The 21,179-nt window shown below is 46.1% G+C and carries 23 protein-coding genes; 11 read left to right on the top strand and 12 right to left on the bottom strand.

Features of this window, described 5'->3' with window-relative positions; translation table 11 throughout:
• Nucleotides 1-57: 57 nt before the first annotated feature.
• On the top strand, nt 58-540 hold the full coding sequence (locus E4V70_RS08215) for a hypothetical protein (protein ID WP_122862625.1): 483 nt from the start codon (nt 58-60) through the stop codon (nt 538-540).
• 64 nt (nt 541-604) lie between these two features.
• Entirely contained in the window at nt 605-2,419 is a 1,815-nt protein-coding gene (uvrC, locus tag E4V70_RS08210; protein ID WP_122862624.1) for an excinuclease ABC subunit UvrC, read from the top strand.
• A gap of 254 nt (nt 2,420-2,673) precedes the next feature.
• Here the strand turns inward: uvrC and E4V70_RS08205 are convergent, their stop codons facing one another.
• The gene (locus tag E4V70_RS08205; protein ID WP_122862623.1) at nt 2,674-3,267 is read right to left on the bottom strand and encodes a tetratricopeptide repeat protein; all 594 of its coding nucleotides are present in this window, start codon (nt 3,265-3,267) and stop codon (nt 2,674-2,676) included.
• Nucleotides 3,268-3,386: 119 nt separating this feature from the next.
• Nucleotides 3,387-4,559: a molecular chaperone DnaJ gene (gene dnaJ, locus E4V70_RS08200; RefSeq protein ID WP_122862622.1), complete on the bottom strand. Its 1,173-nt coding sequence runs from the start codon at nt 4,557-4,559 to the stop codon at nt 3,387-3,389.
• 161 nt (nt 4,560-4,720) lie between these two features.
• On the opposite strand from dnaJ, the gene E4V70_RS08195 reads away from it, so the two are divergent.
• Genes E4V70_RS08195 through recR form a run of 3 tightly spaced genes read left to right on the top strand, consistent with a single transcriptional unit; the run spans nt 4,721 to nt 7,198 of the window.
• Nucleotides 4,721-5,392 carry a response regulator transcription factor gene (locus E4V70_RS08195; protein WP_002948262.1) on the top strand — a complete coding sequence of 224 codons (672 nt, stop codon included), beginning with the start codon at nt 4,721-4,723 and terminating at the stop codon, nt 5,390-5,392.
• Nucleotides 5,389-6,642: an ArsS family sensor histidine kinase gene (locus E4V70_RS08190; RefSeq protein WP_122862621.1), complete on the top strand. Its 1,254-nt coding sequence runs from the start codon at nt 5,389-5,391 to the stop codon at nt 6,640-6,642. Before E4V70_RS08195 ends, E4V70_RS08190 begins: the two co-directional genes overlap by 4 nt.
• Nucleotides 6,626-7,198 (top strand): recombination mediator RecR, encoded by a 573-nt coding sequence (gene recR / locus E4V70_RS08185; RefSeq protein WP_122862620.1) that lies wholly within the window; start codon nt 6,626-6,628, stop codon nt 7,196-7,198. Before E4V70_RS08190 ends, recR begins: the two co-directional genes overlap by 17 nt.
• Nucleotides 7,199-7,471: 273 nt before the next feature.
• Here recR and E4V70_RS08180 read toward each other — a convergent pair whose 3' ends face one another.
• Entirely contained in the window at nt 7,472-8,527 is a 1,056-nt protein-coding gene (locus E4V70_RS08180) for a TRAP transporter substrate-binding protein (protein WP_122862619.1), read from the bottom strand.
• Between the two features lie 80 nt (nt 8,528-8,607).
• Between E4V70_RS08180 and pyk the strand changes: the two genes are divergently transcribed.
• Nucleotides 8,608-10,062 (top strand): pyruvate kinase, encoded by a 1,455-nt coding sequence (pyk, locus tag E4V70_RS08175; RefSeq protein WP_122863143.1) that lies wholly within the window; start codon nt 8,608-8,610, stop codon nt 10,060-10,062.
• On the opposite strand, the gene E4V70_RS08170 is transcribed toward pyk, so the two are convergent.
• The 9 genes from E4V70_RS08170 to gatC are packed head-to-tail and all read right to left on the bottom strand — an operon-like array spanning nt 10,038 to nt 17,511.
• Nucleotides 10,038-10,853 (bottom strand): shikimate dehydrogenase, encoded by an 816-nt coding sequence (locus tag E4V70_RS08170; RefSeq protein WP_122862618.1) that lies wholly within the window; start codon nt 10,851-10,853, stop codon nt 10,038-10,040. The two genes, pyk and E4V70_RS08170, sit on opposite strands and share 25 nt — an antisense overlap.
• Entirely contained in the window at nt 10,850-11,776 is a 927-nt protein-coding gene (locus tag E4V70_RS08165; protein WP_122862617.1) for an SPOR domain-containing protein, read from the bottom strand. Before E4V70_RS08165 ends, E4V70_RS08170 begins: the two co-directional genes overlap by 4 nt.
• A gap of 9 nt (nt 11,777-11,785) precedes the next feature.
• Nucleotides 11,786-12,328, bottom strand: a complete 543-nt coding sequence (locus E4V70_RS08160) for a DUF1882 domain-containing protein (protein WP_122863142.1) — start codon at nt 12,326-12,328, stop codon at nt 11,786-11,788.
• Nucleotides 12,328-13,572: a serine hydroxymethyltransferase gene (locus E4V70_RS08155; RefSeq protein ID WP_002953510.1), complete on the bottom strand. Its 1,245-nt coding sequence runs from the start codon at nt 13,570-13,572 to the stop codon at nt 12,328-12,330. The genes E4V70_RS08160 and E4V70_RS08155 overlap by 1 nt, the downstream gene beginning before the upstream one ends.
• Nucleotides 13,572-15,074, bottom strand: coding sequence for a lysine--tRNA ligase (gene lysS, locus E4V70_RS08150; RefSeq protein WP_231679345.1), 1,503 nt, complete (start codon nt 15,072-15,074; stop codon nt 13,572-13,574). The genes E4V70_RS08155 and lysS overlap by 1 nt, the downstream gene beginning before the upstream one ends.
• Nucleotides 15,074-15,547, bottom strand: coding sequence for a Fur family transcriptional regulator (locus E4V70_RS08145; protein ID WP_122862616.1), 474 nt, complete (start codon nt 15,545-15,547; stop codon nt 15,074-15,076). The genes lysS and E4V70_RS08145 overlap by 1 nt, the downstream gene beginning before the upstream one ends.
• Nucleotides 15,544-16,137 carry a CvpA family protein gene (locus E4V70_RS08140; RefSeq protein WP_002953515.1) on the bottom strand — a complete coding sequence of 198 codons (594 nt, stop codon included), beginning with the start codon at nt 16,135-16,137 and terminating at the stop codon, nt 15,544-15,546. Before E4V70_RS08140 ends, E4V70_RS08145 begins: the two co-directional genes overlap by 4 nt.
• A complete protein-coding gene (locus tag E4V70_RS08135) occupies nt 16,137-17,219 on the bottom strand; it encodes a type IV pilus twitching motility protein PilT (protein ID WP_122862615.1) in 1,083 nt (360 codons plus the stop codon). The genes E4V70_RS08140 and E4V70_RS08135 overlap by 1 nt, the downstream gene beginning before the upstream one ends.
• 4 nt (nt 17,220-17,223) lie before the next feature.
• On the bottom strand, nt 17,224-17,511 hold the full coding sequence (gatC, locus tag E4V70_RS08130) for an Asp-tRNA(Asn)/Glu-tRNA(Gln) amidotransferase subunit GatC (RefSeq protein ID WP_034957902.1): 288 nt from the start codon (nt 17,509-17,511) through the stop codon (nt 17,224-17,226).
• Between the two features lie 123 nt (nt 17,512-17,634).
• Here gatC and E4V70_RS08125 point away from each other — a divergent pair, with 123 nt between their 5' ends.
• From E4V70_RS08125 to hisG, 5 genes are read left to right on the top strand one after another with little or no spacing between them, the layout of a single operon-like run.
• Nucleotides 17,635-18,201 (top strand): YfgM family protein, encoded by a 567-nt coding sequence (locus E4V70_RS08125; RefSeq protein ID WP_122862614.1) that lies wholly within the window; start codon nt 17,635-17,637, stop codon nt 18,199-18,201.
• A complete protein-coding gene (locus E4V70_RS08120; protein ID WP_122862613.1) occupies nt 18,198-19,208 on the top strand; it encodes a PQQ-binding-like beta-propeller repeat protein in 1,011 nt (336 codons plus the stop codon). The genes E4V70_RS08125 and E4V70_RS08120 overlap by 4 nt, the downstream gene beginning before the upstream one ends.
• Nucleotides 19,205-19,537 (top strand): hypothetical protein, encoded by a 333-nt coding sequence (locus E4V70_RS08115; RefSeq protein ID WP_122862612.1) that lies wholly within the window; start codon nt 19,205-19,207, stop codon nt 19,535-19,537. Before E4V70_RS08120 ends, E4V70_RS08115 begins: the two co-directional genes overlap by 4 nt.
• Nucleotides 19,524-20,153, top strand: coding sequence for a type III pantothenate kinase (locus tag E4V70_RS08110; RefSeq protein ID WP_122862611.1), 630 nt, complete (start codon nt 19,524-19,526; stop codon nt 20,151-20,153). Before E4V70_RS08115 ends, E4V70_RS08110 begins: the two co-directional genes overlap by 14 nt.
• Nucleotides 20,147-20,755: an ATP phosphoribosyltransferase gene (hisG, locus tag E4V70_RS08105; RefSeq protein ID WP_122862610.1), complete on the top strand. Its 609-nt coding sequence runs from the start codon at nt 20,147-20,149 to the stop codon at nt 20,753-20,755. The genes E4V70_RS08110 and hisG overlap by 7 nt, the downstream gene beginning before the upstream one ends.
• Nucleotides 20,756-21,179 lie beyond the last annotated feature (424 nt).

Below are 21,179 nucleotides of genomic sequence, written 5' to 3'. Positions count from 1 at the left end.
GCCCTTGTGGCCGCAGCCTGCTATAAAAATTAACAAAAAAAATGCTAAAATCGCCTTATGAAAGACGCTAAGACTATTATTCGACATATTATTGATAATCCTTTTTATAAAGAATTAAAAAACCGTAGCGAATGCGGGGAATTTTTACAGCTTTTAAGCCTAAATCATCGCAGGCTCATCGCCTTTTGCTACGAGAAAAACGGCGTTTTGTTTTTTGCCCTGTTTCATCCGCTAGGACTTCAGGAATTAAAAAGCGATAGTAGTATAAAAATGTTAAAAGGCTTATTAAAAATCTATTCTAGCGTAAATTTTGACGGCAGGCTAGCTCGCGTAACGGACGTTAAATTTTTTGTGACAAAGCATTTAAAATTTAAAAAAGCGACCGATCCGTACGAAAAAAAGCGAATTTTTACCTACGCCGAACCTGCCAAGGGGGAATTCGTAAATTTAGCCAAAAGCGAGCGGATTTTCGAGGGATTTGAAAAGATACGCCTCGCTATCAAGCAAAATTTAGCCAAAGAATCAAGCGTGGCGCAATGAATCAAATTTGGTCAAATTTAACCCCAAGCGGCAAAAGCTCAAATTTACCGACGGGAGCTAAAATTTGCTAATCGACGAGATCCGCTCGCTGCCCGCCCAGCCCGGCGTTTATCAGTATTTCGACAAGGCGGGCAAGCTTCTTTACGTCGGCAAGGCTAAAGTTTTAAAAAACCGCGTCAAAAGCTACTTTTCATTTACGCCAAGTCTCGCTCCCTCGCCCAAGGTTAGCCCGCGCATCCACAAGATGATCAGCGAAGCCGTACACCTCGAGTATATCGTGACTCCCAGCGAAGCCGACGCACTGATACTGGAAAACTCTTTCATCAAGCAGCTACGGCCCAAATACAACATCTTGCTGCGCGACGATAAGACCTATCCCTACATCTACGTAAATTTGGACGAGGATTTCCCGCGCTTTGAGATCACGCGCAAGATCGTCCGAGGCAAAAACGTCAAGTATTTCGGGCCGTATTTTCGCGGCGCGCGCGAGCTTTTAGATGCGCTTAAGCTGAGCTTTAAACTCGTGCAGAGCAAAAGCGCGCTTAAGGCCACGGGCGCATATCTGCCTTATCAGATCGGCTACTCAGAAGCCCCTCTCATCAGCAAAATTTCGCCCGCAGACTACGCCAAGGTCGTAGAGGGCGCGATCGCGGCGCTAAATAATCCGCTTTCTATGCTGCCAAAGCTCGTAAATTTGATGAACAAATACGCCCAAAACGAAAACTACGAGCAAGCCGCCCTCGTGCGCGATAAGATCAACGCGATCAAGGATCTAGACGTCAAAATCGAGGTCGATCTGGCTAAGCTTGAAGATTTTGAGGTTTTTGCCGTGGGCGCGGAGCAAAATTTGCTTTGCGCGGTGCGTTTTAGCGTGCACGGCGGCAAGATCAGCGGCGTGTATCAAAATATCACGAACGCCAAAATGAGCTTGCAAGGCGATCTAAACGATGCGTACAAACAAATAGTTTTAGAGAGCTTCCCAGCAGGCGCGCCAGTAGTGAGCGCAAAAATTTACGTACTAGAAGCCTTTGAAGACGCAGGCCTCGTAGAGGAGATATTGACCGCTCACCACGGCCGTAAATTTAGCATATCGGTGCCTAAAATCGGCGAGAAAAAGCGCATCTGCGAGATGGCGCTAACAAACGCGCAGGTCTTTATCCAAAAGTACCTAAAAACCCATGACGACGCATTTTTGGAAGAGCTAAAAGAGTATTTCGGCCTAGCATGCGCGCCGCACGTCATCGAGACTTTCGACAACTCGCATATGTTCGGCGCGGCCGCGGTCGGCGCGATGGTGCGCTTTGAGCACGGAAACTTCGCCAAAGAGCACTACCGCCACATGCACCTCTCTCACGCAAACGACTACGATCAGATGCGCCAGATGCTAACAGAGCGCGCTTTGCGGTTTGATAAGCTTAGTCCGCCCGATCTGTGGCTCATCGACGGCGGTCAGGCGCTGCTGGATCTTGCTACGAATATCATCGCTAGTAGCGGCGCAAACGTCGATATACTCGCCATCTCAAAAGAAAAAATAGACGCCAAAGCCCACCGCGCAAAAGGCGGCGCGAGGGATAAAATTTACGCTCCAGGCGGCGTATTTACGCTACCAACGGGCGACAGACGGCTACAGTTTTTCCAGCGACTTCGCGACGAGGCGCACCGATTTGCCATTACCTTTCATCAAAAAACCAAGCGCAAAGAAGATCTTGGCGCTAGCAAGCTAGCAGACGCGGGCGTATCGGCTGGCAGCATCGCAAAGCTGGTTAAATTTTACGGTAGCTTTGAAGCGATAATGACCGCAACGAGCGAGGAGATCGAAAAGGTCACGAATAGGAGTGTGGCGGCTAAAATCGAGCAACTAAAAGAGAGTGAAATTTGATGAAATTTGGGGCTTATTTTGTAAAATCCGCCCTGAAATTTGAGCTAAATTTGACGTATTTGTTTTCGTTAAATTTGAAAGCGCAAATTTAACTCCCCGCTCTTGGATAAATTTCGCCGTAGTTATTCGCAAATCAACCCGTCAAATTTGACGCAAAAAGCGATCAAATTTGCGCACTAAAATAAAATTTACGCGAGCGAAGAGGTAGCGCAAATTTAAATTTCGCGCCGCCGCCAAGGCCTGCTTCGGCAAATTTAGCGTTTCGCGGCTTTTTCTATCGCTTCCGCCGCTTCGCAGCCGTCGTTCCAGCCGTAAGCGCACGCCTTTTGCAGATAGTTTTTTGCGCTAGTTACGTCTTTTTCGCCAAGCATTGCGTTGTAGTAAAGCGCGCCGAGATTAAAGCACGACATCCCGTCCTTTGCCTCGCAGGATTTGCGCCAGATTTCTCCCGCTTTTTGCGCATCTTTTTTGACGCCGAGCCCCTGCTCATAAAGTGAGCCTAAGTTCGCACAACCCAGCAAATACCCGCTATCGCAGGCTTTTTGATAGAGCTCGGCAGCCTTTGGCGCGTCGGCCTTGACGCCCTCGCCTTTGCGGTAGGCGACGCCCAAATTTACGCAGGCGCGCACATACTTCCCGTCGCAAGCTTTTTTAAACAGCGCGAATGCCTTTTTGTAGTTTTTGTCCAGGTCGCACTCCTCAAGCTTGATGCCGATGTAGGCAAGGCCTAAGTTGTCGCAGCTCTCAAAATCGCCCGCGTCGCAACCTTTTTGCAGTCCGCTCGTATCGCACCCCGCCGCATTTGAAGAAACCGCCGCAAAAATAGCTAAAAATATAAATTTATTCATCTTGTATTTTCAATGCCGAATTTAACACGCCGTTTTATAACAAACGCAAATTTGAGCCCGAACGACTCGGCGAATTTACGAAAGATCGGGCTTGCTAAAAGGCAAAATTTGACGTAAATTTAAGCCTTTTTGCCTTTTTTCTTACCTTTGTCGCCAGGTTCTTCGCCTTTAAACCACCCTTTTATCTTGTCCAAGATTCCCTCATCCTCTTCCTCGTCGTAGCTCGCCTTGCCGGCTTTGATACCGAAGCTTTCTTGCAGCTGATTTAGTAGAGAGATCTGCTCGTCCGTTAGCTCTTTTGGAGTTTTTACGGAGATTTGCGCTACGAGCCTGCCGTACCTTTTGCTATTTACGTTTTTTATGCCAAGCCCCTCAAATACGAACTGCTGCTTGTCTTTTGCGCCGACCGGTAGTTTTAGCTCGGTCGTGCCTTTTAGCGTCGGGATCGTGATCGTCTCGCCCAAAACCGCCTGCGTGAAAAATACCGGAATCTCGATGTAAACGTCGCTTTCGTGACGCACGAAATGCTCGTCGGCTTCAACCTCGATATGCACGTATAGATCGCCTCTGGCGCCGGTTGATGAGACGTTGCCCTTTTCGCTCACGCGCATACGCATGCCGTCGTCTATGCCCTCGGGGATATTTACCTTGACGCTTTGGCGTTCTTCTTTGTAGCCGCTACCGCCGCAATCAGAACATCTATCCTTGACCGTTTCGCCCGTGCCGTTACAGTACGGACACTCCTGCACGAAGCTCATAAAGCCCCTTTGCTGCGATATCCGACCTCTGCCCTCGCAGTGCGGACATACGTGCGTTTTACCGTCTTTCGAGCCGCTGCCTTTGCAGGTTTGGCACGGTTTTTTGATCGTAAATTCTATCTCTTTTTCGGCGCCGAACACCGCTTCGTTAAATTTGATCCTAAGAGCTATCTCTAAATCGAGCGGATATTTGTCGCTGCTTCTTTTGCGGCTGCTTGCGCCGGGGCCAAATCCGCCGCCGAAAAACGAGTTAAAGATATCGCCCAAATCAAAATCCGCGCTAAATCCGCTAGAGCTAAAGCCGCCTCTGCCCTCAAGCCCGGCCTTGCCGTATCTATCGTATATCGCGCGCTTTTCTTCATCGCCTAGCACCTGATAAGCTTCGTTTACCTTTTTAAAATTTTCTTCCGCTTCTTTGTCGCCTTGATTGCGGTCCGGGTGGTACTTTAGCGCTAGTTTTCTAAATGCTTTTTTTATGGTTTCAGAGTCGCTATTTTTGCTGATTTCTAAAATTTCGTAGTAGTCTATTTCCACAAAATCTCCTAAAATTTTTAAATTTAAAGGGCGATTTTATCTTATTATTTATAAAAATTCAAAGCGGGGGAGAATTTTAAACGAGGATAGTAAATTCGGAAAAAAAATTTAACATTTTTTGGTTATAATCATTTTCGTTAAATCTATTTGAAAGGCTTAAAATGATTAATGTTTTAATGATTGAAGACGATCCGGAATTCGCGCAAATCCTATCCGAGTACTTGAGCGATTTTAATATAAAAGTAACAAATTTCGAAGACCCTTATTTAGGACTAAGCGCCGGAGTGAAAAATTTCGACCTGCTTATCCTAGACCTTACTTTACCGGGCATGGACGGCCTAGAGGTGTGCAAAGAGATCCGTAGCAAATACAACATCCCTATCATCATCTCCTCTGCTCGCAGCGACATCAGCGACAAGGTCGTGGGCCTACAGCTAGGCGCGGACGACTATCTACCAAAACCGTACGATCCAAAGGAAATGTACGCGCGCATCATGAGCCTAATCCGCCGCTACAAAAAGACCAACGAAGTGCAAGAAGAGGTCGTGGATACGCTATTTAGGATAGACGAGCGCAGACACGAAATCTACTACAACAACGAAAGCCTAACACTAACGCCGGCCGAGTACGAGATCTTGAGCTATCTTATCAAACAGCACAGCTTTTCGGTTTCTCGCGAGCAGCTAGTTTATAACTGCAAAAGCCTAAAAGACAAAGACTCAAAAAGCCTAGACGTGATCATCGGCAGACTAAGAACCAAAATCGGCGACAGCTCAAAAGCGCCTAAACATATATTTTCGGTACGCGGAATAGGCTATAAACTCATAGGATGAGATACTCCTTAACCACGAAGATTTCGGTAGTTTTCGCGCTGGCGTTTTCGCTTGTTTGTATCTTGTTCTACACGTTTGCGAGCATGCAGCTGGATAACGCGCTAGAAAAGATAAAAAACAAGCAGCTAAACGCGATAAACTACCTCATCGCCTCATACGAAAAGTCAAATCCGCCTAGCGATTTGACTAATTATTTTAGAAATTTCGGACTAACCTACGTTAAGAGCGACAAAACCGTCGCAAACGTCATAAGCACCGGCAAGACGGTCTTTGCCAAACAAACGCAGCTAGGGCTATTTCAGTCGCTGCTTTTTCAGGACAGTTTGTACCTGCAGATCAAAAATCCTTCGTTTCAAATTTTATTAGAAAGCGACGATACAAAAAATATAAACGATCCGATTTGGGTTGGTTTTATCCTCACGACGGCGCTTTTGGTGTCGCTTTACGTTTCGGTGATGAAGTCGCTGATGCCGCTTAAAAAACTAAGCTCTGATATCAGGAAATTTGGCGCCGGAAATATGGACGTAAATATCGCCAAACCCGACTCCGACGACGAGATCGCCAAGGTCGCGATAGAATTTGACGCCGCAGCTAGCAAGATTAGGGAGCTTTTGCGCTCTAGGCAGCTGTTTTTACGCACTATCATGCACGAGCTAAAAACGCCGATCGGTAAAGGCCGCATAGTCTCCGAGATGGTGCAAAACCCTACGCACAAAACCCGCTTAATAGCGATATTTGAGCGCCTAGATATGCTCATAAACGAGTTTGGCAAGATAGAACAACTACTATCCAAAAACTACGCGCTAAACTATCAGGAGTCGTACTTTTCAAACATCCTTGATCAGGCGCGCGACATGCTGATGCTCGATAAATTTGAAGAAAAAGTAGGCGTAGATATCCGCCGAGATATATTACTGCGCGTGGATTTCGGGCTCTTTTCGCTCGCGATCAAAAACCTCATAGATAACGCCCTAAAATACGCCGACGACAAAAAGGCACAGGTTATCTGCGACAAAGACGGCATCGTTGTGAGAAATCTAGGACAACCGCTACAAAATCCTATCGAGTACTACATGCAAGCCTTCATCCGCGAAAAGGGCACCAAAAGCAGCGGCATGGGTCTAGGCCTTTATATCATCGACCACATCTGCCGCATGCACAAATTTAGCCTAAAATACTCATACGAGGACGGCTATCACGCGTTTAAAATTTGCACCGATCCAAAGGAAAGCGTTGAAAAAAGGGCTTGAGAAATTTAACGAGCTCGTAGCGGCCTTTGAACGGCTACCGGGCGTGGGCAAAAAATCCGCCCAGCGCTACGCCTATCACGTCTGCCTAAAGGACAGCTTCGGCGGGCTAAAACTCGCGCAGAGCATCGAGGACGCAGTGAGGTTTACGGGCAAATGTCAAATTTGCGGCGGACTTAGCGAGGACGAGATTTGCGACATTTGCAGCGACGAAACGCGCGAGAAGGAGCTGCTAGCCGTCGTCGAAAGTCCAAAAGATATCCTAGTTTTCGAGCAAAGCGCGATCTACCGCGGGCGCTACTTCGTGCTCGAGGAGATAACGCAGGAGCAAACCGAAAAACTGCGCACGATCATAGAACAAAACGGCGTAACCGAGATCATTTTCGCGCTAACGCCGGGGCTTAGTAGCGATGCTGTGATGGTATTTATCGAGGATAAGCTAAGCGATTTGGGAGTCAAATTTAGCAAGATAGCCCAAGGAGTACCAACAGGCGTAAATCTCGAAAACATCGACCTTCTATCGCTCATGAAAGCGCTTGATAGCAGGACGGAACTGTAAATTTAACTCTGGCGCGTGAGGATTTTTATAAATTTAACGCTACGTTTTTAAATTCGCTCAAATCCAAATTTAAGACTAGGCGAGCAAATTTGCCCACATATTTTTAAACCGATAAACCGCTTTAAATTTAACCCATCACCAAAGCCAGTCAAATTTATATAACGACTCAAATTTAACGCACAGCCCTAAAGCCGAAAAGGAATAAAAAGAGAGTTTAAAAATTTACGACCCGAAGGCCGTAAATTTAAGCCGCCCGAAACGAGCGACGAGAAGTTATTTCGTAGTTTTTTGGATATACGAGAACTCGGAAATTTTCGTCCACTCGCGAGCCTTAGCCAAAAACGCTCTTTGAGAGTCCAATATCTCCTTAAACAGCGGATCTTTCGCCGCCTCTTCGTCTAGGATTTCGTCGCTTGCTTTTCTAAGCGCGTCCATAACGTCCTGCGGGAACGAGCGAACCTCGATATCAGGATACTCGGCTTTCATCTTCGCCCAGTATTCGGCGTTATCAAAGAACGAGCGCGTATTTAGCATGCTAGCTACTTGATTAGCCGCAGCCTCGATCACGGCCTGAAGGTCAGCAGGTAGCTTCTCGTAGGTCTTTTTATTTACAAAAAACTGAGTCTGACCGCTCGGCTCTTGCCAGCCTGTGTAGTAGTATTTGGCGATTTTATGGAAGCCAAGACCCATATCAAACGCAGGGCTCACCCACTCGACCGAGTCGATCGTGCCCATCTCTAGCGCCATATATAGCTCGCCGGTCGGGATCGTATTTATCGTAGCTCCCACGCGCGCCATAACCTCGCCGCCAAAGCCAGGAATTCTGATCTTTAGACCTTTTAGATCCTCTACGCTTTTGATCTCTTTTTTAAACCAACCGCCCATTTGCGTGCCCGTGTCGCCCGCGTTAAAGACTTTGATGTTGTATTTATCGTAAACTTTTTCCTCTAGCTGCTTGCCGCCGCCAAATTCATACCATGCGCGTAGTTCGCCTGCAGTCATACCAAAAGGCACGGCGGTGAAAAACATAGTGTTTGCGTCCTTGCCCTTGTAATAATAAGACGCAGTGTAGCCGATATCGTACTGACCGCCCTTAACGAAGTCTAGGATACCAAACGGTGCCTTGTGCTTAGACGGATAGTCTATCCTCACCTCTAACCTGCCGTCAGATAGCGTCTCGACCGCGCGTTTAAATTCTTTCGCCGCGTCACCCAAAACCGGAGTCGTACTCTCCCAGGTGCTAGCTAGCTTTAGTTTATAGGTTTTGTCCGCTGCGTTCGCGCTTAGCGCTAAGCCAAAAGCAGCCAAAACCGCTAAAAACTTTTTCATTTTTGCTCCTTGAAATAAATTGGCCGATTATACTTATTTTTTTTAAAAATTTGGTAAAATTGCGCAAAAAAGGGGCATCCATGAATAAAAAAACCAAAATCCTAGCCACGGTCGGACCGGCCAGCGAATCCATAGAGGTTATGGAGCAATTAGTTTTGGCCGGAGTTAATGCTTTTAGGCTAAATTTCAGCCACGGCACGCACGAATACCACAAATCAAATATCGATAAAATCAGGCAAGTAGAGGCGAAGCTCGGGCGCAAAATAGGTATATTTCAGGATATCTGCGGCCCTAAAATAAGAGTCGGCAAGCTAGACAGAAGCGAATTTAAACTAAAAATCGGCGATACTCTAATCTTCGTAAAAGAAGAAATACTCGGCGAGCAAATAGACGAAAACCGCTATAAGCTTTGCATAAACCAGCCTCAAATTTTAGCCGCACTAAAAACGGGCGAGTACATATATCTATGCGACGGGCAGATCCGTGCCAAAATCATAAACGCAAGCGCTCAAAAAGTAGAAGCCGTAGTGGAAAACGACGGGATACTCCGCTCGAACAAGGGCGTAAATTTCCCAAATACCAAGCTTAATATCGAAGTTATCACGCCTAAAGATTTAAAAGATTTGGAATTCGGCGCCAAAAATGGCGTGCATTTCGTCGCAATCTCTTTCGTGCAAAACGCAAACGACATAAGAAAAGCCAGAGAAATCCTAAAGGGCTTTGGTTCTAAAGCTCAAATTTACGCCAAAATAGAAAAATTTGACGCCGTGGAAAACATCGACGAGATCATCGAGGTTAGCGACGGCGTGATGGTCGCTCGCGGAGATCTGGGTATCGAGGTGCCGTACTATAAGGTACCGACGATCCAAAAGCTCATCATCAAAAAAGCAAACGAAGCTGTTAAACCCGTCATCACCGCTACGCAGATGATGCTAAGCATGGCTGAGCACGAAACGGCAACTAGAGCCGAGATCAGCGACGTAGCAAACGCCGTACTAGACGGCACCGACGTAGTCATGCTAAGCGAAGAAAGCGCGGTCGGCATAAACCCGGTCGCCGTCGTGGAAGCGATGAGCAATACAATAATCCAAACGCAGCAAATTTATCCTTTTAACAAATTTGATTTCGACCGCTACGACGATACGGATATGATGGCATCTAGTACAGCTAGGCTCGCCTCTGCGCTAAAAGTAGACGGCATCATCGCGCTAACCTCATCGGGCGGCTCGGCGGCAAAACTAGCCAGATACCGCACGGATATAGATATCATCGCCATAACGCACAACGAACAGGCCGCGTACAGGCTGACTCTTTGCTGGGGCATCACCGCGGCATTCGTGATAGAAAAGGAAGAAAGACTGCATACGCTGATGGCCAAATCGATCAAAGCCGCAGTCCAAAAAGGCTATATAAAAGACGACAAAAGCTACATCATGACGGCCGGATATCCGACTGGAGTGGCGGGCAGCTCTGACTTGATCAGAATTTTAAGAAAAGCTCAGATAGATTATTATCTAGAAGAAGCCGATAAATAAAGGGCTTTTCGCATCGAGGCTTCGATTTTGGCCTCGTCAAGCGAGCCCTCGAAAAATAAATTTAACGCCTTTACCGCCTGAAAAAGCAGCATCTCCGAGCCGTCTTTATGCGCGAGTCCGCTAGCGGCGGCTAAATTTAAAAATGGCGTTTTCTTGCCGTAAATCACGTCGAAGGCAAATTTAGCTTCATCAAAAATCGGACGTAAAATCTCAATCGGCGCGGGCAAATTTTCGTCTTTTAGCCCAGCCGAAGTCGTATTTACGACGAGATCAAATTTGCCGCCATTAAATTTGCCAAAATTCGCCCAGCTAAATTTTTCAAATTCGGCAAAATTAGCTAGTCTCTCCTCGCTTCTATTTAGCACGCAAACTCGCACGCCGCGGCTCTTTAGCGCGTAGGCGACCGCCCTAGCCGTCCCGCCAGCGCCTAAAACAAGAGCTGAGTTTATCTGTCCAAAATCTTCTATCGCTCGTAAAAATCCCGGCGCATCGGTATTGTATCCGTAAATTTTATCGCCGCGAGATACTAGAGTGTTTACGGAGCCGATTTTAGCAGCAGTTTCGTCCGCAACGTCGCACTGTGCGAGCGCAGCTTCTTTGTGAGGTACGGTTACGTTTGCGCCGCTTAGTTTTAGTTCTTTAAATTTAGAGATGAGTCGCGAGCCGTCTGAGAGCTCGTAGCGAGTATATAGGGCTTCGCAAGATAGACCCAGCTCGCCGAGGGCTAAGTTGTGTAGCCTCGGCGAAACGGAGTGAGAGATAGGGTTGCCGAAAACGGCAAAAATCATCATTTTATATTTACGATAAAGGCGTTTGGAGCCGCGCTTTGCTTGATTTTAGCAAGCTCGCTTTTTAGCTGCTCGCCGCTATAAGGACCGACTAGCACTTTGATAATCTCGCTACCGTTTACGTTCGTCCTATATAGCTTATACGCGTATCCTGCGGCTTTTAGCTTGCCAAGCTCCGGCGCTTTTTCATTAAAGTGCTTGACCGCAAAAACCTGTATGTAGCTACCGCTGTGAGCCTCGCCGCCGCTAGCTGCAGGAGCTTGTTTAGCCGGCTTTTGTTTTGCTTGTTTTTCTTTAGCGGCATCGTTTTTAGGCTGTTTTGCAGCTTTTTCTTGTTTAGGCTCTTTTTGCTTTACTACGTTTACGTGCTGCTTAGGCTCGGCTTTTGGTTCGCCTGGCTGAGCGTTTGGCGTATCATTTTGCTTTAAAGCGCCCTGTATAGTAGAAGGCTCGGTCGGCGCAGGAGCTGCCGCGCCTGTATCTTGCTGTCTTTTATCCTCTTTTTCCTTGAGCGCTTTTACCATATCTTCAAAGCTATCTTGACCTTTGTTTTCAGGCACTATAGGCACCTGCTCAAAAGCAGGATTTGGCTGCTGCGCCTGAGGCTCGGACGGAGGAGGCGGAGCGACTGGAGGGACGTTAGTTTGCGCTACTTGCGGTGCAGGCTCGCTAGGCGGAGTGGCAGGTACGCTCACTTGCTGCGGGATGCTTCGCGTATTGTCTGGCTCAGGCGGTAAAACCAGCCTAGAGTCGGTTTGCGCGACTTGATCGTTAGTCTCCGGCGAATTTAAAAATTTCATCACGATGAGAACAGCTAAAAAGATAATGACGAAAACGGCGACGAGGATGAGGATCCTCTTAACGTTTTTGCTCTTTTTATCCTCGTTGTTATCAAGCATGATGTCTCTTAGCTCGTTATACTCCATTTTTACTCCTTACATATGTTTTGACCAGCTTGCGCCGCGCTCTTTTTGATAGACCTTATACGGCAACGTCAAGATGTTAAATTCTTTCGGCATTTCCATCGTCGGAAACACTCTCCACTCTTTAACCAAACGCGAACTAAGCAGCATAGATAGCTTATTTGCGATCTGATAGCCCTCGTTTAGCGTCGTGTGGCCCTTGTGCACGTAAAGGTGCAAGTGTCCCGGCGTCTTGCTCTCGTAGGCGGTAAAATTTATAAACCCCTCCTCGCGGAACAAAAGCTGAGCTCGGTGCCAAAAGCGCTCAGGCATCCTGCCGTTGTAGTCAAAGACGATATTTTCGACCTTGTCGCCCGGCAGTATCAGCGAGTGCGCGACGGTAATCTTGCCCTCGTCGTGATCTTTTGTCACCTGATAGCTTAGAGGCTCGTTTATGAGCTCGAATTTATTAAAAAATGTCCGACCCTTATACTCGATCTTGCTTACGATATTATCGCGCTTGATCCAGTAGTGGCTCGTGTTCATTTTGATTAGCGCGGTGTCTATGCTCTGCATCAATAAGTCGCCCTATCGTAGATGATAAATTTGCTCGCAAGCTCTTTTAGCTCGGCTTTTACCCTGCTTTGAAGCTCGGCGTTATTGATATCGCTTAGTACGTCGGCGATTTTATTTGCAATGATCTCAAATTCCGCTTCTTTCATGCCGCGAGCCGTAAGAGCCGGGCTTCCGATGCGGATACCGCTCGTAACGAACGGGCTTCTAGTTTCGCCAGGGACCGTATTTTTATTTACCGTTATACCCGCATTTCCAAGAGCAATATCGGCGTCTTTACCGCTAAAATCGCGATTTAAAAAGCTCATTAAAACTAGATGGTTATCGGTACCGCCGCTAACTAGATCAAAGCCGCGTTTTACTAAAATTTCGGCTAGTTTTTTGATGTTTGCTTTGACTTGCTTGGCGTAAATTTTCCACTCCGGACTTAGGTTGTGTTTAAAGCCTACCGCCTTTGCCGCGATGACGTGAACTAGCGGTCCGCCCTGGATGCCCGGGAAGATGGATGAATTTATCTTTTTGGCGTACTCCTCGTTATTTGTCATGATGATACCGCCGCGAGGTCCGCGAAGCGTCTTGTGAGTAGTCGAGCTTACCACGTCGCAGTGCGGGAACGGACTCTGATGCTCGCCGGCTACGACTAGACCGGCGATGTGCGCTACGTCTGCAAAGAGTATAGCGCCTACGGCGTCGGCGATCTCGCGGAATTTCTTAAATTCGATCTCGCGCGTATATGCGCTAGCGCCGCACACGATCATCTTTGGCTTTACGATTTGCGCGATTTCCATCACTTTGTCGTAGTTTATGCGTCCGTCAAGCTCTACGCCGTAGAAAAAGCTCTGATAAATTTTACCCGAGCTGCTTACTTTTGCGCCGTGAGTTAGGTGTCCACCGTGGCTTAGATCCATGCCTAAAATTTTATCGCCAGGATTTAAAAGCGCGCCGTAAACGCCCTGGTTCGCCTGCGAGCCCGAGTTTGGCTGTACGTTTGCAAATTCGCAACCAAAAAGCTCTTTGCAGCGATCGATCGCTAGCTGCTCGATCTGATCGACGTATTCGCAGCCGCCGTAGTAGCGTTTGCCGGGATAGCCTTCCGCGTATTTATTAGTTAGAACCGAGCCCATTACCTCCATCACTTCAGGATAGGTAAAATTTTCGCTCGCAATCATCTCGAGGTGGTCGCATTGGCGTTTTAGTTCTAAATTTACTAAATCAAAAATTTCTTTATCGTAACTTTGCAAACTCATTAATTCTCCTTGGTTTCGTTTTTTTGCGGTCTCATCGCAGGGAAAAGCACCACGTCACGGATGGATTTTTTATTGGTCAGTAGCATCACGAGCCTATCTATGCCGATACCCTGCCCGGCAGTCGGAGGCATCGCGTAGCCAAGAGCCCTCACATAGTCCTCGTCCATCTCGTGAGCTTCGTCGTCGCCGGCGTTTTTGGCTTCGATCTGCGAAGCGAAACGGCCGTATTGATCGATCGGGTCGTTTAGCTCGTTAAAGCCGTTAGCTAGCTCGCGTCCTGCGATAAATAGCTCAAATCTCTCGGCTATATCGGGGTTTGCATCGCTTCTGCGAGAAAGTGGGCTAATAGAAATCGGATAGTCGATAATAAACGTCGGATCGGTTAGCTTGCTCTCTACGTAGTTGTCGAAAAGTTCGGCCTGCAAATGCCCCAAATCAAGTTTAGCGTTTGCCTCAAAACCGTCCGCTTTGAGCTTGGCTAAAATTTTATCCTTATCGCCAATGATTGCTTCATCTAGCCCACCGATTTCTACGAGCGCTTTTTTGTAGCTTATGCGTTTAAACGGCTTGCTAAAATCGATCTGCATACCGTCAAATTCGATGATTTTTGGCATATCGAGTTTATCGAGAAGCACGTTAAATAACTCCTCGGTTAGCCCCATCAAATCGTGATAAGTGTGCCACGCCCAGTAAAACTCGATGCTTGTAAATTCAGGATTATGCGTTAGATCCATACCCTCGTTGCGGAAATTTCTATTCATCTCGTAAACCGCGTCAAAACCGCCCACGATGAGACGCTTTAGATAAAGCTCGGGCGCGATGCGCAAAAATCTCTCCACGCCAAGCGCGTTGTGAAACGTAACGAAAGGCTTAGCGTTAGCTCCGCCGGGGATCGGGTGCATCATAGGAGTCTCGACCTCTAAAAAGCCCTTATCCTCGAAAAATCTGCGGATCGTGCTAACGATAACCGAGCGGCGCTTAAAATCAGCCCTAACCTCGGGATTCATTATCATATCGAGGTATCTCTGGCGGTATCTAGTCTCGATATCCGTTAGCCCGTGAAATTTCTCCGGAAGCGGCGAAATGGCCTTTGACGCTAAAGTTAGTTCGCTAACGTGCATAGAAAATTCGCCCGTTCGCGTGACGAAAGCATATCCGCGCACATATATGATGTCGCCTACTTCGATATTTTTCTTTACGACCTTAAACCAATCGGGATCAAGTGTCTTATTACTAAAGTAAATTTGAAGATTGCCGTCCTCGTCCTCGATGTTGGCAAATATCGCCTTGCCCGCATCTCTGATGAGCTTAACGCGTCCGGCGAGGCTTACTAGCTGCCCTTCGGCGCTCTTTTCTTCGGTGTCTATAATGTGTTTAAATTTGAGCCTAAATTTAGTTATATCCATATCGCGGCGCAAAAAGTGCGGATATGGATTTATACCTGCATCTCTTAGCTCGTTTGCAGTCTCTAGCCTCTGGATCTCCAGTTGATTTTCAAATATCACTTGCCGCCCTTTGCCTCTTTGGCATTGCACTCTTTGCACACTCCGTAAAGCTGCATCATGTGTCCGGTTAGCTTAAAACCGTGCTCTTTTGCGATATTTGCTTGTCTTTTTTCTATGGTTACGTCTTCAAATTCGATGATAGTTCCGCATCTGCGGCATATCATGTGATCGTGGTGAGGCTTGGTTGCGAGCTCGAATTTTTTACCTTGCGAGCCAAAGCTGATAGAAGTTACCATCTCGGCTTCTTCGAGCAAATTTAGCGTCCTATAAACGGTCGCGATGCCGACGTTTAAGTCAGGATAGGTCTCTTTAATGAAAAAATAAAGTCTCTCCGGAGTGAAGTGCTCGTCGTTGTTGTAGAGCGTCTTTAGTAGAACTTCTCGCTGTTGCGTGTATTTTAGCCCGTTATCTCTCAAAATTTTTTTAAATTTCTCAAGAAGCGCGTCGTATTCTAAATTCTCAATCATCATTTGTACTCCTTAATCGTCGAATTTATCTCTAAATTTGGCCTTTGCTCCTGCATAGAGGCGTCAAACGGCGTCTCGATATTTCCTACGCCGCTTGCTATGCCTTTTACATCCACGTTCATTATCCATTTGCCCGTATCCAGCAAGATCGGATACAGTTTACTTCCTCTAAAATACGGCTCGATTTTATTATTTAATACTTGAATGTTTGAAATGGTCACTATCAAAACCGCAAAAACTAGGAAAATTTTAGCGCTTCCGATAATAAATCCGCCCAGTTTATCTAAAAATCCAAGTCCGCTTAGTCCTATTAGCTTTGATAAAAAGGCGCCGATACCTAGGCAAAGTACCCAAAACACGATAAGCGTCGCCAAAAATCCGGCGAAAAACAGAACAGAATCGCCCTCTATCTTATAGATATTATCGCTTATTAGAGTGCCGACCCTAGCGCCGAATCTACTAGCTACGACGATACCGCCGATAAGGCCGATAAGGCCGAAAATTTCCTTTATTAGTCCGCTTATTACGCCTTTTATGCCTAGTATCAAAACAAGCGAAACGACGACTACGTCAAATAATGTAACAAAATCCATTACATACCCAACAATCCGCCCAGCTCTTGCTGGCTCGTAGAGTATCTCATCGCCATCTCTTTAGTTATCTGATTTGCTCTGATAGCCTTCATGAGAGCTTGCGTTTGAGTAGTCATGCCGGTCATTTGCTGATTTAGCTGCATTTGAGAGTAAATTTGATGCACCTTATTTTCGCGGATAAGGTTTGCGATAGCGGCGTTGTTTATCAAAATTTCATGAACCGCGAGTCGTCCGCTGCCGATCTTTGGAAGCAAGGCTTGAGAGATAACCGCAGTTAGCGAAACGGAAAGCATATTTCGCACTTGAAGCTGCTCGCCGCCCTCAAAGCTATCTATGATACGGTTGATGGTCTGGATGGCCGAGTTTGTGTGCAAGGTCGCAAATACGAGGTGTCCCGTCTCTGCAGCCGTGATCGCGGTCGATATCGTCTCCCTATCTCTCATCTCACCCACCAGGATGATATCTGGGTCTTCACGGAGGGCAAATTTAAGCGCTCTAGCATAAGACTGCGTATCGGTACCGATATTTCTGTGAGAGAAAAGAGATTTTTTATTCGTATGCACGAACTCCACAGGATCTTCGATCGTGATTATGTGCTTTCTTTCGGTCAAATTTATCTCGTTTAGCATAGCCGCAAGCGTAGTAGATTTACCGCTACCCGTCGGGCCGGTAACTAGTATCATTCCTTTTTCGCGCTTTACGACTTCTTTAAAGATATTAGGCGCTTTAAGATCGTCTAGCGAAGGGATCTCGGTCGGGATGATACGAAATGCGGCAGCCAAATCGCCGTTCATCGTGTAGTAGTAGTTGCCTCTGAAGCGTCCGACGCCGGGAAGCTCTATCGCAAAGTCAAGCTCTCTGTTTTCTTCCAGTTCGCTTTTTTGTACGTCGGTTATGAGCGCATAGCAGATATCTTGTATGTCGTGTCCGCTCAAAACTCCGAGCTCTAGAGGTCTTAATGTGCCGTCTATTCTGATTTGCGGTTCGCTTCTTGACACGATGTGCAAGTCACTGGCTTTGTTATGGACGACGGTTTTTAGCAGTATTTCAAGGCTGGTGTTAAATTTTTCTATTTCTTCCATTTTTCTACTCTATGATTTTTGGTACGACGAAGAAGTGCCCGCTGCTCATCGGAGCGTTTTTTAGTATCGTTTCTATCACGTCCGAGCTCACACTTACGTCTTCTCTTAGCGGAGTTCCGCCCTCTCTAGAGCTTACTACCGCCCTAGAAGCGCTTAGATCAAGCTCATCTAGTATTCCCGCGAAGCTCAAAATTTCACTGAGCTGACCTTCTATTTCCCTTCGCTTGTCGCTTTCGACTTTGAGCGAACTAAGCTTTTCAAGTTTGGTTAATAACGTATCATCTATCTGCATAAAACCTCGCCAAATTTTTAAATTTTCCCGCATTATAACACAAATTGCCTTGATTTTTATGCTGTTTTATATTTATTATGCTACAATTACGAACTTTCAATAACTAAAATTTAAGGAAAAAACTTGGCTATCAAAGATGATATTGATTCTATAAAGGAAGAGTTAAATACTCAGGAACAATTTTTAGAAAACATAATAAAAAGCGAAAGATTTTTTAAAAAATATAAAAAAATTATCATCGGCGCAGTCGTTTTGGGCGTGATCGGCGCGGCGGGATACTATATAAACGGCGCATTAAAAGAAAAAGAATTTAGAGCCGCAAACGCCGCTTACGCAAAACTAATACTAAATCCAAAAGACGAGCAGGCAAAAGCCGAGCTAAAGCAAAAAGACGCCTCGCTTTACGCGCTTTACGAGTTTAAAAGAGCCGTTGACAACAATGACACGAATGCGCTAAAATCTCTTGCCAACGAGCAGATCGACCCCCTTTTAAAAGATATCGTAAAGTCCCAGATAAACGAGCCTAGCGGTCAAATTTTAAGCTCATACAAAGCCGTTATCAGAGGCTACGAGCTAATGAAAGAAAATAAAATCGACGAAGCAAAAAACGAATTTAAAAAGGTTCCGTTAAATTCACAGCTACAATCCATCGTCAAAAATTTAGAACACTATCAAGGAAACGCAAAATGAGAAAATTTCAAGCTATTTTAACGGCCGCGCTTTGCATCGCAGTACTTGGTGGATGCAGCACGAAAAGGCAGTATTTCGAGCCGACCGATGTACAAAATGAAAAAATTTCAGAAAATAGACTACCGGCTAGCATCGCGACGGCAAGCCTAAACGGAGCGGTGCTAAAAAACGGCATGGCGATAACCAAAAACGGCCTACTCTCGCCCGAGATAAAGCTACCAAAGGGCGCAACATTGCTAAATTCCGCCGACGGTAAATTTATTAGCTCCGATTTGGACGGAAATTTGATTGTCGCAAGCGGCTCGAACGAGATTTTATTTCAGAAAAAATTTAACGAAGCCATCGTTTCAGCAGCGCTTGAGGGTGACAAGCTAGCCCTTTTAAGCGCGGGTAACGTCATATACCTCATCGACATCGCGACAAACGATACTTTGCTCGAGTTTGAGAGCTCAAGCGTTTACGCGCAAGACTCCCGTGTCGCGGCGCCGTTTTTCATGAGCTCGCTCGTCATCTTCCCTACGCTTGACGGCAAGATCATGATAGTAGATAAAAACCAAGGCCGAATTTTACGCGACGTCGTCGTGAGCAGCGAACAGTTTTTTAACAACATTATATCTCTAAACGTCGTAAACGACACGATGATAGCTGCCACAGGCAAGCGTATCGTCTCGATAAATCCAGAAAAAACGGTTTACTATAACGGCGAGATAAAAGATATCGTCATAAACGGCGAATACGTATATATCCTACTAAAAGACGGCAAAATCGTGCTTAGCGACCTAAATTTACAAAAAATAAAAGATGTGGAATTTAAATTCGCCATCTTTTCAAGCGCTACCGTTTACAACGGCTCGCTTTATATAATGGAAAAAACAGGCTACCTCATCAAGACCGATTTAGCGCTTGAAAATGCCAAAATTTACGAGCTTTCAGACGAGGTCGAGAGCCAAATTTTTGCCGGCGCGAAAGAATTTTACTACGACGATTACAGCTTAGAGCTTAAATGACGAAGCAAGAAATTTATCAAGTTCTGGAAGCCAAAAAGATTATCTTAAAAAATATAAGCTGGGTGGAGCTTGATAAATTTACTAAAAAAAAGACCCTTGTCGCACTTACGGGCGTCGATATGAAGGGATTTTATACGCTTTTATTTTTCCGCAGCGCAAAGGCTAGATTTTTAAGCAAAGAACTTGAAGCTATTGATGAAATAGCTGGCAAAATCGCCGAGCAAACAGGCGTAAATTTTAAGAAAAAAGCTATTTTTTACAGCTCTGATATCTGCTCAAAAACCGCAAATTTGATGAAAGAAAACGGCTACAAACATGACTCTATGTGACGTAGGCAACACTAACGCCACCTTCTTTGAAAACGGCAAAATCACCAAAATCAAGCTAGAAAATTTTAAAGATTTTAAAAGCGACGAGAAGATTTATTTTATCAGCGTAAACGACGAAGTGACTAAAAGGCTACAAAATTTGCCAAAATTCGTAAATTTGGAGCCGTATTTTGAGCTGGATACTATCTACAACGGCCTAGGTATCGACCGTATCGCTAGCTGCTACGCGGTAAAAAACGGCCTCATCATCGACGCCGGCAGCGCCATAACGATGGACGTGATGATGAACTCGATGCATCTTGGCGGCGCGATCATGCCTGGTATATCGCACGTTTTAAAGACTTACGAAGCCATCTCGCCGAGACTAAAAATCTCGCTAAATTCGCAGATCGACCTCGACGCGCTCCCGCAAAAAACGACCGACGCGGTGAGCTACGGCGTCATCAAGCCGATCCTGCTTCTCATAGAAAACATGGCAAACGGCTCGAAAATCTACTTCACGGGAGGCGACGGCGAATTTTTATCGCGATTTTTTGCCACTAGTATCTACGACCGCATGCTCGTATTTCGCGGGATGCAAAAACTAATCGAACAAAAAAAGGATATTTTATGCTAACGGTTGCTTTGCCAAAAGGCCGCATCGCTGACGAAACTCTCGCGATTTTTAGGAAAATTTTTCAAAGCTCGTTTGAGTTTGAAGACAGAAAACTGCTGATGAGCGAGGGCGATTTTAAATTTCTAATGGTTCGCAACCAAGACATCCCAACCTACGTCGTGAACGGCGCTGCGGATATCGGCGTGGTGGGCCTTGACGTACTCGATGAGCACCGTCCAGACGTCGTGCGCCTACTTGATCTAAAGATCGGCAAATGCCGCGTCTGCGTGGGTATCAAAGAGGGCGAGGAGCTAAATTTAAACGCTCCCGAGCTAAAGATCGCCACCAAAATGCCGCACATCTCGCGCAACTATTTCGCCGCAAAGGCCACCGCGCTAAAGATCATCAAACTATACGGCTCGATCGAGCTAGCACCGCTGGTCGGGCTAGCCGACGCTATCGTGGACGTCGTGGAAACGGGCACGACGATGAAGCAAAACGGGCTAAGAGTCGCCGAGACCATCATGCATAGCTCTGCGCACCTTATCGCAAACAAAAATAGCTTTATCATTAAAAAAGACGAAATTTTATCGCTCTACGAAAAGATCAAGGCGCAAATTTAAACTAAATTCTACTTACGCCATATATTAAACGAGCTTTGTGCTATAAACATGGCTCGTGCCTTGTTTGGTGCGAGGCTTGCCGACTTACGCCGATCACAAAATTTATTGCCACGACTTATACCGCTCCGTAAATTGAGCAAAATTTGAGACTAGCGCGTAATTTATTGAGTTGCGCCCGCTATTTTATTGCAGACGAGCGAATGCTAGATTAGATAAGAACATAGCACAACATAAATTTAAATACTTCAAATGCACCGCCAACGCCGCCGCTATCTTTCCCGTTCGCTAGTATCATTAAGGGTGCTTAAATTCGCCAAGTGGGCTAATTTTGTTCTGAGTCAAATTTGCAAAACAAGTGCATTGAGATAAATTAAGTTCGCTGCCAGCAGCTCAAATTCCTCGCCAAATTTAGAGATTAAATTTA

Source organism: Campylobacter showae (assembly GCF_900699785.1).
Classification (GTDB): Bacteria; Campylobacterota; Campylobacteria; order Campylobacterales; family Campylobacteraceae; genus Campylobacter_A; species Campylobacter_A showae_D.
The sequence above is the reverse complement of the archived record's forward strand: the minus strand, read 5'-3'. Positions and strand labels throughout refer to the sequence as shown.

Bases quoted from the DNA above. Each gene is read 5' to 3' on its own strand.
- E4V70_RS08110 (WP_122862611.1), top strand. From the start codon at position 19,524: ATGACTCTATGTGACGTAGGCAACACTAACGCCACCTTCTTTGAAAAC.
- E4V70_RS08205 (WP_122862623.1), bottom strand. From the start codon at position 3,267: ATGAATAAATTTATATTTTTAGCTATTTTTGCGGCGGTTTCTTCAAAT.
- E4V70_RS08170 (WP_122862618.1), bottom strand. From the start codon at position 10,853: ATGATGATTTTTGCCGTTTTCGGCAACCCTATCTCTCACTCCGTTTCG.
- E4V70_RS08135 (WP_122862615.1), bottom strand. From the start codon at position 17,219: ATGGAAGAAATAGAAAAATTTAACACCAGCCTTGAAATACTGCTAAAA.
- E4V70_RS08165 (WP_122862617.1), bottom strand. From the start codon at position 11,776: ATGGAGTATAACGAGCTAAGAGACATCATGCTTGATAACAACGAGGAT.
- hisG (WP_122862610.1), top strand. From the start codon at position 20,147: ATGCTAACGGTTGCTTTGCCAAAAGGCCGCATCGCTGACGAAACTCTC.
- E4V70_RS08215 (WP_122862625.1), top strand. From the start codon at position 58: ATGAAAGACGCTAAGACTATTATTCGACATATTATTGATAATCCTTTT.
- E4V70_RS08190 (WP_122862621.1), top strand. From the start codon at position 5,389: ATGAGATACTCCTTAACCACGAAGATTTCGGTAGTTTTCGCGCTGGCG.
- E4V70_RS08140 (WP_002953515.1), bottom strand. From the start codon at position 16,137: ATGGATTTTGTTACATTATTTGACGTAGTCGTCGTTTCGCTTGTTTTG.
- E4V70_RS08145 (WP_122862616.1), bottom strand. From the start codon at position 15,547: ATGATGATTGAGAATTTAGAATACGACGCGCTTCTTGAGAAATTTAAA.
- E4V70_RS08195 (WP_002948262.1), top strand. From the start codon at position 4,721: ATGATTAATGTTTTAATGATTGAAGACGATCCGGAATTCGCGCAAATC.
- E4V70_RS08120 (WP_122862613.1), top strand. From the start codon at position 18,198: ATGAGAAAATTTCAAGCTATTTTAACGGCCGCGCTTTGCATCGCAGTA.
- gatC (WP_034957902.1), bottom strand. From the start codon at position 17,511: ATGCAGATAGATGATACGTTATTAACCAAACTTGAAAAGCTTAGTTCG.
- E4V70_RS08160 (WP_122863142.1), bottom strand. From the start codon at position 12,328: ATGCAGAGCATAGACACCGCGCTAATCAAAATGAACACGAGCCACTAC.
- E4V70_RS08180 (WP_122862619.1), bottom strand. From the start codon at position 8,527: ATGAAAAAGTTTTTAGCGGTTTTGGCTGCTTTTGGCTTAGCGCTAAGC.
- pyk (WP_122863143.1), top strand. From the start codon at position 8,608: ATGAATAAAAAAACCAAAATCCTAGCCACGGTCGGACCGGCCAGCGAA.
- E4V70_RS08155 (WP_002953510.1), bottom strand. From the start codon at position 13,572: ATGAGTTTGCAAAGTTACGATAAAGAAATTTTTGATTTAGTAAATTTA.
- E4V70_RS08115 (WP_122862612.1), top strand. From the start codon at position 19,205: ATGACGAAGCAAGAAATTTATCAAGTTCTGGAAGCCAAAAAGATTATC.